This window comes from Janthinobacterium sp. 1L-D-8-B-C4 (genome assembly GCF_057291295.1).
In genome coordinates this window covers 200,805-215,357 of sequence record NZ_JBXAVX010000002.1, presented here as the reverse complement: position 1 = coordinate 215,357, position 14,553 = coordinate 200,805, and the positions used below count along the sequence as shown (strand labels likewise).

Below are 14,553 nucleotides of genomic sequence, written 5' to 3'. Positions count from 1 at the left end.
GCGCGCATGAGCGGCACACTCTCTTCCAGACGGCCCAAGGCCATTTTGCTGTCGGCCCTGGTGTTTCCCGGCACCGGACATCTGCTGCTGGGCCGCAAGGCGCGCGGTGCGCTGTTCCTGCTGCCGTCCCTGATCGCCCTCCTGCTGGTGATCAACAACATCATGCAGCGCACCGGACAGATCATGGATCAGATCAACAGCGGCGTGCTGCCGCTCGACGTCCAGCTGATTACGGAAAAAGTGGCGGCCCTGTCCGCCAACGACGGCCCCGGCATGCAAGTGGCGGTCGGCGTGCTGGTCGCCTGCTGGATCGCGGCGCTGGTCGACCTGCTGTTCATCAAGTAATGGTGTCGGAAGCCTCGGCACGCAAGGCGCGGTTGCGGCGCGAGCAACATGCGGCAAAACGCCGGGACGATGGCGGTCCGCTGGCCTGGCGCGGCTGGTTCGACGGCTCGGCCCACCCGAATCCGGGCCGGCTCGGCATCGGCGCCCTGCTGCTGGGGCCAAACGGCGAGCGCATTGAAATCAGCGCGCCGGCCGGCGAAGGCGACAGCAGCGACGCCGAATATGCGGCCCTCACCGCCTTGCTGCAGGCAGCCGTCAGGCTCAAACCGGCACAGCTGCTGCTATGCGGCGACAGCCAGGTGGTGATCAATGATGTACTGGGGATCACGGTTGCCAAAGGATTGGCAGCCGAGCGCGCCAGGGTGCTGGCGCTGATGCAACAACTGCCGCAGGTAAGCTTGCGCTGGATACCGCGTCACCGCAATGGTGACGCGGATCGCCTGTCGCAGATGGCGATCGCCAGCCTACCTTAGCACCACCGCCCTGCTGCCATGCAGCTTGAACACGCTGACCACCTCGGCCAGCTTGTGCGCCTGGTTCTGCATCGATTCGGCCGCCGCGGCCGCCTCTTCCACCAGCGCCGCGTTCTGCTGGGTGACCGCATCCATCTGGCCGATGGCGCGGTTGATCTCGTCAATGCCCACGCTCTGCTCGCTGCTGGCAGCGGTGATTTCGGTAATGATGTCGCTCACGCGCTGCACGCTGGCAACGATATCGTTCATGGTCGAACCAGCCTGGGCCACCAGCATGCTGCCGGCATTGACCTGCTCGACGGACGCGCCGATCAGGGTCTTGATTTCTTTCGCAGCAGAAGCGGAGCGTTGCGCCAGGTTGCGCACTTCCGACGCCACCACCGCAAAGCCGCGGCCCTGTTCACCTGCGCGCGCCGCTTCCACGGCCGCATTCAGCGCCAGGATATTGGTCTGGAAGGCAATCCCGTCGATCACGGCGATAATGTCGACAATCTTGTTCGAGGAACTGTTGATCGACTCCATGGTGCCGACCACCTGCGCCACCACTTCACCGCCCTTGACGGCCACTTGCGCCGCCGAGGCCGCCAGTTGATTGGCCTGGCGCGCGTTGTCGGCGTTCTGTTTCACGGTCGAGGTGAGTTCCTCCATCGACGAGGCGGTTTCCTCCAGCGAGCCGGCCTGCTGTTCGGTGCGGCTCGACAAGTCCTGGTTGCCGGCCGCGATCTGCGTCGACGAGGTGGCGATGCTGTCAGTGCCGCCGCGCACTTCGCCGACGATGCGCAGCAAGCTGGCGTTCATGTCTTTCAGGGCCAGCAGCAATTGCCCGGTTTCATCTTTGGCGTCAGCGTCGATCTGCGCCGTCAGGTCGCCATCGGCCACGCGGCGCGCCACGGTTACCGCCGTGCGCAGCGGATGAACGATGCTGACCGTCAACAGCCAGGCACACACGGTACCGAAGGCCAGCGCCAGCACGGCCAGGCCCAGCAGCAGGTTGCGGCTGCTCACGGCCATCGTGTCGATCTCTCGCGCGGTGGCGTCGATGCTGGCACGCTGGTGCAGCAGCAAGTCCTGCACGAATTTCTGGAACTTGGCCGAGCCGGGCACGAAGGTGTTTTCAAACACCGCTTTCGCTTCGTCAAGCTGGCCGTCCGTTTTCATCTTGTAGATCTGGTCGCGCGAACTCAGGTAGACCTTGCGCATTTCGCTAACCTGGCGAAAGATTTCCTTTTCTTCCGGTGTCGACAGCAAGGCTTCGATTTTCTTTTGCAGATCACCGGAGACCACGGATGAGGCCTTCGATTCTTCCGCAAAATAGGCGCCCAGCGAGGTGTCGCTGCTGCGCGCAATCGCCGTGGTGCGGCGGATGCCGCTGTCGATCTTGCTGTACCAGTCGGAAATATAGCGTTCCTTGGCCAGCGGCTGCTCCATCATCACGCGCGTGTCGGCCGCAACATTGTGCAAGCGCCATACGCTGATGCCGGTAATTAAGATGGAGAACAGCAAGATGCCCGCAAAACCCAGGCACAGGCGTACACCGATATTGATATTTCTTAAAAAATTCATATGACTATCCTGGCAGACGACGCACATTGCGCCTGAAAACACGGTAAAAGAAAAACCGGCAGAGAGCAAGCCGGGAATGGCAAGGTGTTGCAGGCAGCACAGCGATTGCAAAGGCGCAGCAGCAAAATTCCGGGCCTTACGCCGCGAGCCGGAACACGCTGACGATCTGCGCCAGCCTGTGCGCCTGGTCCTGCATCGATTCAGCGGCGGCCGCCGCTTCTTCCACCAGGGCGGCATTTTGCTGCGTGACCGCATCCATCTGGCCGATGGCGCGGTTGATCTCGTCAATGCCCACGCTCTGCTCGCTGCTGGCGGCCGTGATTTCGGTAATGATGTCGCTCACACGCTGCACGCTGGCAACGATATCGTTCATGGTCGAGCCAGCCTGGGCGACCAGCATGCTGCCCGCGTTGACCTGCTCGACAGACGCGCCGATCAGGGTCTTGATTTCTTTCGCCGCCTGGCTGGAGCGCTGCGCCAGGTTGCGCACTTCCGACGCCACCACCGCAAAGCCCCGGCCCTGCTCGCCCGCGCGCGCCGCTTCCACTGCCGCGTTCAGGGCCAGGATATTGGTCTGGAAGGCAATCCCGTCGATCACGGCAATGATATCGACGATCTTGTTGGACGATGCATTGATCGACTCCATCGTGCCCACCACCCGTGCCACGACCTCACCACCCTTGATCGCCACTTGCGACGCCGAGGCGGCCAGCTGGTTGGCCTGGCTCGCATTGTCGGCATTCTGTTTCACGGTCGAGGTCAACTCTTCCATCGACGAGGCGGTTTCTTCCAGCGAACCGGCCTGCTGCTCGGTGCGGCTCGACAAATCCTGGTTGCCGGCCGCGATCTGCGTCGACGAGGTGGCGATGCTGTCGGTGCCGCCGCGCACTTCGGCCACGATGGAGAGCAAGCTGCCGTTCATGTCTTTCAACGCCTGCAGCAACTGCCCTGTTTCATCGCGGGCGCTGGCGTCGATCTGCGCAGTCAGGTCGCCATCGGCGACGCGGCGCGCCACGCTGACGGCCATGCGCAGCGGGTGGACGATGCCGATCGTCAGCAGCCAGGCGCACAGCACACCGAACACCAGCGCCATGGCTGCCAGGCCCAGCAACATGTTGCGGCTGGTGACGGCGACCGCATCGATGTTGTGCGCGGTGGCGTCGATGGCGGCGCGCTGGTGTTCCAGCAAGTCGAACACCATTTTCTGGTACTTGGCGGCGGCCGGCACGAAGGTCTTTTCAAACACTTCATTGGCGGCCTCGGCCTGGCCTTCGCCCTTGAGCTTGTAGACCTGGTCGCGCGAGCTCAGGTACACCTTGCGCTGCTCGAGCAAGGCGGCAAACATGGCTTTTTCTTGCGGCTGGTCGATCAGCGCTTCGATTTTCTTTTGCAATTGTGCCGAACTGTTTGAGGAGACTTTCGACTCTTCCGAAAAATACGCGCTCAAGGAGGTGTCCGAACTGCGGGCGATCGCGATGGTGCGGCGCACGGCGCTGTCGATGCGGCTGTACCAATCCGAAATATGGCGCTCCTTCGCCAACGGCTGCTCCATCATGGCGCGTGTGTCGGCCGCGACCTCGTGCAGGCGCCAGACGCTGATGCCGGTGATCAGCATGGAAAACAGCAAGATAATGGCAAAACCGGTGCCCAGGCGCGTGCCGATGCCGACGTTTCTGAACAAATTCATGGGGAATCCTGAAGAGCTGAGGCTGCGCTACGCAACAGACTCATGGCATGCTGGCAGCTGGGGGAATCGGGCGTAATCATGAAAAGAGGCGCACGGGTTGCAAAGAAACCGTGCGCCTGTCGCCCACGGCAAAATCCGGGGCTGGAAGTAGCGTAGGGGCTAAGAGATCAAGCCGCCAGTTTTTCGATCAGGCCCATGTCGGCGCTCGACATCAGCTGGTCGATATCGACCAGGATCAGCATGCGCTCGTCGATGGTGCCCAGGCCGATCACGTATTCGGTATTGATCGAGCGACCCATGTCCGGCGCCGGCTTGATCTGTTCTGGCAGCAAGGTTGTCACATCGGACACGCGGTCGACCACCATGCCGACCACGCGGTTGCCGATATTAAGGATGATGACCACGGTAAACTGGTCATAGCTGGGCGTGCCCAGGTTGAACTTGATGCGCATGTCGACGATCGGCACGATGATGCCGCGCAGATTGACGACACCCTTGACGAATTCGGGAGCGTTGGCGATGCGGGTCGGCGTTTCATAGCTGCGGATTTCGCTCACTTTTTGAATGTCGATGCCATATTCTTCCTGGCCCAGGGTAAAGGCCAGGTATTCGGCGGCCTTGGCGACGCCGCCTGTTTCGCTGGTGGTGGTGTTCATGATGTTCCTTTGAAAAGCACAAGACGGCGCACCGGCTCATGGCCTGGTGCGTCCCGCGTGAAAATTACTAAATAATGCATTGGAATTGCAATGCGGCAATGTTACCGCATGTAAATTCTCAATGCACTAAAAAAGAATACCGGGTGGCGCGCGACAACCGGGCTGGGCGTTTTATGCCACACTGGCGCCTTTGTTTTTCACGATTTACTTATCATGCACATTTCGCTTGCTCAATGGCAGCCGCAACTCCTGGCGCTGGCCACCACCGGCCTCGGCGACGACAGCGCCCACGACATCAACCATCTGCACCGTGTCTGGCGCAATGCCAGCGTCCTGCTGCAACAGCACACTGACGCCGACGCGCTGGTCGTGATGGCCGCCTGCTATCTGCACGACCTGGTCAACCTGCCGAAAAACCACGCCGAGCGCCACCTTGCCTCGCGCCAGGCGGCCGCGCTGGCCTGCCGCCAGCTGGCCGGCCTGGGATTTCCAGAAGAAAAACTGGCTGCCGTCGCGCACGCGATCGAAACCCACAGTTTTTCCGCCAACCTGGCGCCCACCACCATCGAAGCGCAAATCGTGCAGGATGCCGACCGCATCGACGCGCTGGGCGCCGTGGGCCTGGCGCGCATGTTTTACACGGCGGCCCGCATGGGCAGCGCGCTGGCCCATGGCAGCGATCCGCTGGCGCTGCAGCGCCCGCTGGACGACAAGGCGTATTCGCTCGACCATATCGTCACCAAGCTCGACAAGCTGCCCGGCATGATGCAGACGCCGGCCGGGCGCGCGCTGGCAGCGCAGCGCCTGCAGATCCTGCTCGATTTCCGTGCTGCCTTTGCCGAAGAATGGGGCGCTGGAACGGCCGGCGCCTGAGGCAAGTGAGCAATCAGCGAGCACTCAGCGAGTGATAGCCAGCGCGGCGCGCGCTGTCTATAATGCAAGGTCCAGCCCGCGCGCTGCTGCGTCACGGCGCCGGCGCCACGCCAACCATTCCAGCCGCGCAGCCGTATGGCAACGCGGCAAGCGCCGAAAGCTTGCATGACCGACCACGCCACGCCCGAACCATCGCCCTCGCCCTCGCGCGCTGCACCCGCGCGCGCCGGCAATCTCAATTTCATCCTCGTTTGCGTGTTCATCGACATGCTGGGCATCGGCCTGGTGGTGCCGGTGCTGCCGATCCTGATCGGCGACTTTGTCGATGGCAAGGACCAGCAAGCGATGTGGTACGGCATCATGGCGGCCGTATTTGGTTTGCTGCAATTTATCTTCATGCCCATGCTGGGCGCCATCAGCGACCGAATCGGGCGCCGCCCCGTGCTGCTCTATTCGATGGCGGGCATGTGCGTCAACTTCCTCGCCACCGGCTGGGCGCCCAACCTGGCCTGTCTGTTTATCGGCCGCATTATCGGCGGCGTATCGTCGGCCAGCATGTCGGTCGCGTCGGCCTATGCGTCCGATATTTCAACGCCGGACAACCGCGCCAAAAGCTTCGGCAAGATCGGCGCCGCCTTCGGCCTGGGCTTTATCTGCGGCCCGATGCTGGGCGGCCTGCTGGGCGATATCAATCTGCACCTGCCATTTTTTGTCGCCGCCGGCCTGTCGGCGGCCAATTTCATCTATGGTTATTTTTTCGTGCCCGAGTCGCTGGCGGCTGGCCCGCGCACGCCGTTCACGCTGGCCCGCATCAACCCCTTCGCCGCGCTGGTCAAGCTGGCGCGCCGCGTGGAAATCCGTGGCCTGGTGCTGGCCTTTGGCCTGATGACGTTTGCGCAAATGATGCTCAACACCACCTGGGTGCTGTACACGCACTTCCGCTTCGACTGGACGCCGCGCCAGAACGGCATCGCGCTGTTTTGCGTGGGCTTGTGCGCGGCGGTGGTACAGGCGGGCCTGCTGGGCATCCTGATCAAGCGCCTGGGCGAAGTGCGCCTGTCGCTGCTGGGCATGGCCTCCGGCGCCATCACCTATCTGCTGTATGGCCTGGCCACGCAGGGCTGGATGATGTATGCGCTAATCCTGTGCAACCTGCTGGCGTTCGCGGCCGGCCCCGCCCTGCAGGGCATTATTTCCAGGGGATCGGCAGCCGGCGAACAGGGTGAACTGATGGGCTCCTTGCAGTCGATCAGCAGCCTGGGCATCATCATCATGCCGCTGCTGGGCAGCCTCATCCTTGGCGAAGTGAGCCATTTGCCGGCCAACGACTGGCGTATCGGCAGCACCTTTTTTGTCTGCGCCATCATGCAGACCCTGGGCATGTTCGTGGCCTGGCGTTACTTCAAGGCGCGGCGCGACACGGGCCTTGCGGTTTCCGCCACAAAATAGACCGCCGCACAACATTGCCATGAGGCAATATAGAGACAAAATGCGATACAATCAGATACAACATCGCAGATAAACCGCAAATGGCCGCGCCTTACCGAAGCGCGAGCCGATGGCAAGCAAGGATGGGTATGACTGACTTTTATTGCAGCGCCTGGCGCCGTACCGCGGCCGCATTGTCGCTGGCGTTGCCTGCACTGGCGTGGGCGAATTGCTCGCGCGATATCCATGTGCCGGTGTCGCAGATCGGCGCCAGCGTGGTCGGCGCAGGCACCACGGTCAGCGGCATTTATCCCGAGCTCCTGCGCAGCCTGGGTGCAAAGATGGGATGCAATTTCATCTTCAGCGTGGTGCCGCGCGCGCGCCTGGAAGCCTTGTTCGAGACCGGCAAGGCCGACATCCTGATTCCGGCCAGCAGCACGCCGCGGCGTGACCAGCACGGCCTGTTCATCCCCCTGCTGGGCAACCGCCCGCTGCTCATTTCCCTGCAAGGCGCGCGCGAACCCGTCACCAGCATGCAGGAACTGATCGAACGGCGCGAACTGCGCGTGGCGCTGGTGCGCGGCTACGACTATGGTCACCCTTACCAGGCGCTGGCCAAGGAATTGAGCAGCCAGGGCCGGCTGTTCTACGAAGTCGACGCCCTGTCGATTGCGCGCCTGATGCAAAGCGGCTTTATCGACGCCACCATCATGAATCCGACCATTCTGTCGGGGGCGGTGCAAAACGATGCGCGCGTGCTGGGCCTGGCCGACCGGCTGCGCCTGGAAGCGCTGCCCGAACTGCCGTGGGGCCTCTCGGGCGCGTATGTCTCGCGCAAGTCGCTGAGCGCGGCCGACCAGGCGGTGCTGCGCGAACTGCTGGAAAAAGCCGCCCGCTCGGGTACGCTGATGGAAAGCTTCCAGCGCAACCACCGCGCCGAATTGCTTTCCATGAGCATACGGCCGCGCTAAGGATTCGTGTCCGGTTTCGTCGTCGCTGTGGTGCTGTTTGCGGCCCTGCTGCACGCCAGCTGGAATGCCATCGTCAAGGCGGGCAAGGATATCTTCCTCACTACCGTGCTGGTGTCGGCCAGCGCCGCTGGCATTTCCTTGCTTGCCCTGCCCTGGCTGGACGCGCCGGCGCTGGCCAGTTGGCCCTGGCTGGCCGCCTCGTCAGTAGCCCAGCTCGCGTATTACAGCCTGCTGTCGGCCGCCTACCGGGCCGGCGACATGAGCCACGCCTATCCATTGATGCGCGGCAGCGCGCCGCTGATGGTGGCGCTGGCCAGCTGGCCGCTGCTCGGCGAACGGCTGTCCGCGATGCAAGTGGCGGCTATCGTCTGCATCTGCGCCGGCATCCTCGGCCAATATCTGGCCTCTCGCCATGCGGCAAACAACACGGCGCGCGCGACAACCTTTGCCTTGCTTAACGCCTGTGTGATTGCCAGTTATACCCTGATCGACGGTATCGGCGTGCGCCTGTCCGGCGCGCCAGCCGCCTATACGATGTGGATCTTCGTTTTGAATGGCGCCGGCCTGCTGTGCTGGACGCTGATGCGCCGCCGCCATGCCCTGGCAAGCTACGCAAGGACGCAATGGCGTGTGGCGCTCGCTGGCGGCTTCGGCACCCTGGCGTCCTACGGCCTGGCGTTGTGGGCGATGACGCAGGCCCCCGTGGCCGCCGTCGCGGCGCTACGCGAGACGTCGATCGTGTTCGCCAGCATCATCGCCCTGGTCGTGCTGCGCGAAAAAATCAGCACCCGCCGCTGCCTCGCCATCGCCCTGATCGCAGCAGGCGCCGTGCTGATGCGATCAGCCTGATCCGCAGGCGCCTAGCGCGCCACCTGCGCCGCTTCTTCGGCCGAGATGATCGGCAACTCGACCGCGCTGCCCGCGCCCGCCGCGTGATATACGCGCTGGGTGGCCTTTTTGTAATCCGCTGGTTGGGCCAAAAAGATATTCGGCACAAAGGTCTGCGGATTGCGGTCGTACAGCGGGAACCAGCTCGACTGGATCTGCACGGCGATGCGGTGGCCGGGCAGGAAGACGTGGTTGGCGTTCGGCAGCGCGAAGCGGTAGCGCTCGACTTTACCCGATGGAATCGCGCTCGGGTGTTCCAGGCTGTCGCGGTAGCGGCCGCGGAAGATGTCCATTGCCACGCCCAGCTGGTAGCCGCCCATGGCCGGCTGCGACGGCACTTCATCGGGATACACGTCGATCAGTTTCACCACCCAGTCGCTGTCGGTGCCGCTGGTGCTGGCGAACAGGTTGACCACCGGCGCGCCGGCGATGCGCACGGCTTCTTTCAATGGCGCCGAGACATAGCTGAGCACGTCAGTGCGGTCGGCATAGCTGCGCTGGTCGCTGACCAGCCACGGTTTCCACACATCACCATCGTTCAGGCGCACCGGGCGCGCCACGAACGGCACCGGCTTGGCCGGGTCGGCCACGTATTCATCATACGCGCCGCTGGCATCAAGCGCGCCGGCCGGCGCATTGAAACCCAGCTGGTAGCCGTCCTGCAGGTAGATCGGCGTCAGTTTGGTGTCGCAGGTGTCGCAGGCCAGCGGCCAGCGCTGCAGGCGCTGCCATTGATTGGTGCCGCTCTGGTAGGACACCACTGGCGCCGTGTTCGCTTGCGGCGCATCGTCCTTCAGATACTGGTTCAGGAACGGCTGCATGACTTTTTCACGGAACTGGCGCGCCGTGTCGCCGTCGAATTTCAGCACCCCGAGCGAGGAACCTTCATAGTTGACGCCGCTGTGGCGCCATGGGCCGATCGCCAGGTAGTTCAGGTTGTTGAGCTTGTCCTTGCCTTCCATCGCCGCATAGGTCGCATACGGGCCGTAGATATCTTCCTGGTCCCACTGGCCCACCACATGCATGGTCGGCACGATCAACGGCCGTTTGGCCAGGATCTTGTCGAGCGCCTGTTCCTGCCAGTAGCTGTCGTAGGCCGGATGCTCGAACAGTTTTTTGGTGTAGGTCAGCTTGTCGATGCCGAATTTTTTGGCAAAGTCACCGGCCGAACCGATGCGCAGATAGGCCTCGTAATCGTCGTAGACGCCCAATGCCGGCGCTTCGCCGCCACCGCGCACGCTGGTCTGGCCCGCCAGGTAGCCCAGGCTGGGCATGCGGAAGGCGCCGTTGTGGAACCAGTCGTCGCCGCGCCAGCCGTCTACCATGGCGCTCATCGGTATCGCCACTTTGAGCGCCGGATGCGGATCGACCAGCGCCATCAGCACCGTATGTCCTTCGTAGGAAGAACCGAGCATGCCGACCTTGCCATTCGTTTCCGGGATATTTTTCACCAGCCAGGCTATGGTGTCCCAGGCGTCGGTCACATTGTCGACTTTGGTATTGTTGAGCGGGCCGCGCACCGGGCGCGTCATCACATAGTCGCCCTCGGAACCATATTTGCCGCGCACATCCTGGAACACGCGGATATAGCCATTTTCCACCAGGGTATCGTCGCCCTGCGGCAGGGTCGCCAGCATGCTGGGGCTGTTCACGCGCTGGGCCCGGCGCGCGGCGTTGTACGGCGTGCGCGTCAGCATGATCGGCGCGCGCTTGGCACCCTTCGGCACCACGATCACCGTGTACAGCTTGACGCCGTCGCGCATCGGGATCATTACCACGCGCTTGACGTAGTCGTTCAGGTCCGGCATGAGCAGCTTGCTGCCGATATCGGGCGTCATCGGCGGTGTTTGTGCCAGCACGGGCGCGGTCAAAGTCGCGATGAGGGCAAGGCAGGCAAGCCGGACGGGTGATGCAAGGCGCATGGTGACTCCAGTTTCAAGGATGGGCAAATTAGCCAACGGGCAATAATACTCTCAACACAAGTGTGGCAGGAAGATGGCGCGTTCAACTAAATTGGCAGTCAGCTTGACAGACCGCTGTCAAACTGCAACCATACCGCCATGAATTTTATCCAGTCACAACACGCCTGCCCGAATTGGTGGTCCCGCTCACTCCGCGCGGCCACTGCATAGTGATGTGATTTTGATCAACGCCGCCTCGATCGGTGGCGTAACAGGCAAATCCTGGATCATCCCGACAAGGCGGCTCGAAAGGAAACTTGATGAGCTTGCCAAATACCCCCGATACTCCCGACAGTCAGGAAGCCGCCGCGCCGCTGTCGGCCGCCGCCATTGCTTCGCAATCGGTGATCCTGACGGGCGACCGCCCGACCGGCCCGCTGCACCTGGGCCATTATGTGGGCAGCCTGCGCAACCGCGTCACCTACCAGCACGACTACAAGCAGTTCATCATGCTGGCCGACGCCCAGGCGCTGACCGACAATATGGACGATATCGACAAGGTGCACCGCAATGTGGTGGAAGTGGCGCTCGACTACCTGGCCGTCGGCATCGATCCCGCCAAGACTACCGTCTTCATCCAGTCGCAGATTCCCGAACTGGCCGAACTGACGTTCTACTACCTGAACATCGTCACCGTGGCGCGCCTGGAACGCAACCCGACCGTCAAGGAAGAAATCCGCCTGCGCGGCTTCGAGCGCGATATTCCGGCCGGTTTCCTGACCTACCCGGCCAGCCAGGCGGCCGACATCACGGCCTTCAAGGCCGGCGTGGTACCGGTCGGCGAAGACCAGATCCCGATGATCGAGCAGACCAACGAAATCGTGCGCCGCTTCAACCGCATGTACCACCGCGAAGTGCTGATGGAATGCAAGGCGCTGGTGCCGGAAATCGGCCGCCTGCCCGGCATCGACGGCAAGGCCAAGATGAGCAAGTCGCTCGGCAACACCATTAACCTGGGCGCCACGCCGGAAGAAATCACGGCCGCCGTGAAAAAAGTCTATACCGACCCGCTGCACCTGCGCGTGGCCGACCCCGGCCACCTGGAAGGCAATGTGGCCTTCATTTATCTGGACGCGTTCGACCAGGAAAAAGCCGCTTTGGCAGAGATGAAAGCCCATTACGTGCGTGGCGGCCTGGGGGACAGCATCGTCAAGAAACGCCTGGAAGTGGTGCTGCAGGAAATGCTGGCGCCGATCCGCGCCCGCCGCGAAGAATTCGCCAAGGACAAGGGGCAAGTCATCCAGATGCTGAAAGAAGGCACGTTCCGCGCGCGCGAAGTGGCGGCCCGCACGGCCGACGAGGTCAAGTCGGCACTGGGCCTGAACTATTTCTGATGCAATCAACCCAACAACAAGACCTGGGGTCAGACCCTCAGGGTCTGACCCCGGCGTTTGTCTTGGGGTCACGAACTGAAACAATGAGCGACACTCCTATCGAACAACTGCTGCAGCAGCATTTTTCCATCGATGCGCTGCAGCAGGCGCCCGCGCCCTTGCAGCAGGCGCTGGCCATGCTGGGCGGCTGGCTGGCCGGCGCGCGCGAGGTGCCGTACCCGCACGTGCCGTTCGAGCAGTTGCTGACGCAGCTGCTTGATACCCGGCCGCCCGCGCACGGCATGCCCGTGGCCGACTTCCTGCAAGAGCTGGACAGTACCGTGCTGGCCAATACGGCCCAGCTGAACCACCCGCGCTATATCGGCCACATGACGCAGGCGCTGCCCTGGGTCAGCGTGCTGGCCGAAGCGTTTACGGCCGCGCTGAACCAGAACCAGGTGAAGATCGAGACGGCGTATGTGTCGACGCTGATTGAAAAGCAGATTTTGGGCTGGCTGCACCGCCAGGTGTACCGGCACGCTGACGCGGTCTACAAGGATGCGATGGCGGCCACCAGCGGCGCGCTGGGCAATGTGGTCAACGGCGGCACCATGGGCAATCTGACGGCGCTGGCGGTGGCGCTGGAACACCAGTTGCCGGGCACCAGGAAACGCGGCCTGTTTGCCACCATGCAGGAGTCCGGCCACGCCGGCCTGGCCGTGATCGGCTCGGCGCGCAGCCATTATTCGGTCAAGAAAGCCCTGGCCACCCTGGGCCTGGGCGAAGCGGCGCTGCACCTGGTGCCGGTCGACCGCGACAACCGCATCGATGTCAAACAACTGGAAGCCACGATTGCGGACCTGAAAGCACGCAAGATAAGGATCGTTGCCATGATCGGCATCGCGGGAACCACGGAAACCGGCGCGATCGACCCGCTGGCGGCGATGGCGGCGATTGCCGCGCGCGAAGCGATCTGGTTCCATGTCGATGCGGCCTGGGGCGGCGCGCTGCTGGTGGCCGAGCAGTTCCGCCCGCTGTATGAGGGCATCCATCTGGCCGATTCGGTGGTGATCGACGGCCATAAACTGCTGTGGGTGCCGATGGCGCAAAGCATGGTGCTGTTCAAGGACCGCGCCAGCCTGAACCTGCTGAAACATAATGCCAACTACATCCTGCGCGACAATTCCGGCGACCTGGGCCAGACTTCGCTGGAAGGCTCGCGCCGTTTCGACGCACTGAAACTGTGGACCTCGTTCAAGGTGCTGGGCGTGTCCGGCTACACCACCTTGCTGCAACAGGCAGCCACTTTGAGCGGCCAGTTCCAGGCCCTGCTGCTTGATCAGCCTGACTTTGAACTGGTCACCCGTTCCGACACCTTCATCCTCACTTACCGCCATGTACCGGCACGCCTGCGCCAGCGCATGGAGTTGCTATTGGCCAGTGGCGACAGCGACGCGGCCCTGGCGCTGAACCAGCAGCTCAATACCCTCAACGCCAAGTTGCAGAACCGCCAGAAGGCCGAAGGCCGCAGCTTTGTGTCACGCACCGTGCTTGAATCGACGCGCTACCCTGGCCCGACCAATGTGCTGCGCGTGGTGATGAGCAATGTGCATACCCGGCCGCATCATTTGCGCGCCATTCTCGATGAACAGCGCGCCATCGGCCAGGCGCTGGCGAGTGAACTGGAACTGGACGGCTGACGCCAGCGCCAGGCCATGAAAAAGCCCCTGCAACGGCAGGGGCTGGCAGATTTCAATCCAGCGGCTACCCGGCTGCGCGGGATGCTTCCACCCGTATCGCTTCCCGCACCGCAGGACGCGCACCGACACGCGCCAGTAGCGCCCGTACCTGCGCAAAGGCGCTCAGATCGACCCGGGCCAGGTCGGACCAGTTCAGGATCGTGAACAAATACGCGTCGGCCACGGTAAACTGCTCGCCGAGCAGGAATGTGCGGCCATCGGCCAGCTGTCGCTCCACGTAATCGAGCCGCGCGGCGATGCGCGAGCGGGCCACGTCCTGCGCCTGTGCGCCATATTCCGGATGGAACAGCCACGGGCTGAACGCCTTGTGCAGTTCGGTGGCGATAAATCCCAGCCAGGACTGCAGCTGCACCCGCGCCACGCTGCCGGTCGGTGGCGCCAGGCCACTGCCCGGCGCAAGATCGGCCAGGTATTGCACGATGGCTGTACCTTCCAGCAGGATCGTGCCGTCATCGAGTTCCAGCGCAGGCACGTACAGATTGGGATTGATGCGGGCGTAGTCGGCGCCCGTGTCGGTGAGGCGCGGGATGGCACGGATATCGACCCGTTCGAGTTGCAGCCCGATGCCCGCTTCGAGGGCGACGATATGGGGCGACAGCGAACAGGTACCGGTGGCGTAATACAGTTTCATGAGT

The 14,553-nt window shown here is 63.0% G+C and carries 13 protein-coding genes; 8 read left to right on the top strand and 5 right to left on the bottom strand.

The features are described 5' to 3' along the window. The first annotated feature begins 6 nt into the window (after positions 1–6). Both AC0Z42_RS04020 and AC0Z42_RS04015 read left to right on the top strand, forming a co-directional pair. Positions 7–345: a hypothetical protein gene (locus AC0Z42_RS04020; protein WP_485466956.1), complete on the top strand. Its 339-nt coding sequence runs from the start codon at positions 7–9 to the stop codon at positions 343–345. After that, positions 345–818 (top strand): ribonuclease HI family protein, encoded by a 474-nt coding sequence (locus tag AC0Z42_RS04015; RefSeq protein WP_485466955.1) that lies wholly within the window; start codon positions 345–347, stop codon positions 816–818. The genes AC0Z42_RS04020 and AC0Z42_RS04015 overlap by 1 nt, the downstream gene beginning before the upstream one ends. Here AC0Z42_RS04015 and AC0Z42_RS04010 read toward each other — a convergent pair. The 3 genes from AC0Z42_RS04010 to AC0Z42_RS04000 all read right to left on the bottom strand — a co-directional run bounded on the left by AC0Z42_RS04010 (position 810) and on the right by AC0Z42_RS04000 (position 4,724). Further along, entirely contained in the window at positions 810–2,381 is a 1,572-nt protein-coding gene (locus tag AC0Z42_RS04010; protein ID WP_485466954.1) for a methyl-accepting chemotaxis protein, read from the bottom strand. The genes AC0Z42_RS04015 and AC0Z42_RS04010 overlap by 9 nt on opposite strands. Positions 2,382–2,517: 136 nt before the next feature. Next, positions 2,518–4,068, bottom strand: a complete 1,551-nt coding sequence (locus tag AC0Z42_RS04005) for a methyl-accepting chemotaxis protein (protein WP_485466953.1) — start codon at positions 4,066–4,068, stop codon at positions 2,518–2,520. 167 nt (positions 4,069–4,235) lie between these two features. Next, positions 4,236–4,724 carry a chemotaxis protein CheW gene (locus AC0Z42_RS04000; RefSeq protein WP_436545030.1) on the bottom strand — a complete coding sequence of 163 codons (489 nt, stop codon included), beginning with the start codon at positions 4,722–4,724 and terminating at the stop codon, positions 4,236–4,238. 213 nt (positions 4,725–4,937) lie between these two features. Here AC0Z42_RS04000 and AC0Z42_RS03995 point away from each other — a divergent pair, with 213 nt between their 5' ends. The 4 genes from AC0Z42_RS03995 to AC0Z42_RS03980 all read left to right on the top strand — a co-directional run bounded on the left by AC0Z42_RS03995 (position 4,938) and on the right by AC0Z42_RS03980 (position 8,845). Further along, positions 4,938–5,597 (top strand): HD domain-containing protein, encoded by a 660-nt coding sequence (locus AC0Z42_RS03995; RefSeq protein WP_485466952.1) that lies wholly within the window; start codon positions 4,938–4,940, stop codon positions 5,595–5,597. A 165-nt stretch (positions 5,598–5,762) separates the two neighbouring features. Next, positions 5,763–7,046 (top strand): TCR/Tet family MFS transporter, encoded by a 1,284-nt coding sequence (locus AC0Z42_RS03990; protein ID WP_485466951.1) that lies wholly within the window; start codon positions 5,763–5,765, stop codon positions 7,044–7,046. 128 nt (positions 7,047–7,174) lie between these two features. Beyond that, entirely contained in the window at positions 7,175–7,996 is an 822-nt protein-coding gene (locus AC0Z42_RS03985) for a substrate-binding periplasmic protein (RefSeq protein WP_485466950.1), read from the top strand. A 6-nt stretch (positions 7,997–8,002) separates the two neighbouring features. Then, the gene (locus tag AC0Z42_RS03980) at positions 8,003–8,845 is read left to right on the top strand and encodes an EamA family transporter (RefSeq protein ID WP_485466949.1); all 843 of its coding nucleotides are present in this window, start codon (positions 8,003–8,005) and stop codon (positions 8,843–8,845) included. Between the two features lie 11 nt (positions 8,846–8,856). On the opposite strand, the gene AC0Z42_RS03975 is transcribed toward AC0Z42_RS03980, so the two are convergent. Further along, the gene (locus tag AC0Z42_RS03975) at positions 8,857–10,806 is read right to left on the bottom strand and encodes a CocE/NonD family hydrolase (protein WP_485466948.1); all 1,950 of its coding nucleotides are present in this window, start codon (positions 10,804–10,806) and stop codon (positions 8,857–8,859) included. A gap of 299 nt (positions 10,807–11,105) precedes the next feature. Between AC0Z42_RS03975 and trpS the strand changes: the two genes are divergently transcribed. Together trpS and AC0Z42_RS03965 are read left to right on the top strand one after the other, a co-directional pair. Continuing rightward, complete coding sequence (trpS, locus tag AC0Z42_RS03970; RefSeq protein WP_485466947.1) at positions 11,106–12,179, top strand: tryptophan--tRNA ligase; 1,074 nt, start codon at positions 11,106–11,108, stop codon at positions 12,177–12,179. 83 nt (positions 12,180–12,262) lie between these two features. After that, the gene (locus AC0Z42_RS03965) at positions 12,263–13,858 is read left to right on the top strand and encodes an aminotransferase class V-fold PLP-dependent enzyme (protein ID WP_485466946.1); all 1,596 of its coding nucleotides are present in this window, start codon (positions 12,263–12,265) and stop codon (positions 13,856–13,858) included. 64 nt (positions 13,859–13,922) lie between these two features. Here the strand turns inward: AC0Z42_RS03965 and gstA are convergent, their stop codons facing one another. Next, positions 13,923–14,549, bottom strand: coding sequence for a glutathione transferase GstA (gene gstA / locus AC0Z42_RS03960; RefSeq protein ID WP_485466945.1), 627 nt, complete (start codon positions 14,547–14,549; stop codon positions 13,923–13,925). Between the last annotated feature and the right edge of the window lie 4 nt (positions 14,550–14,553).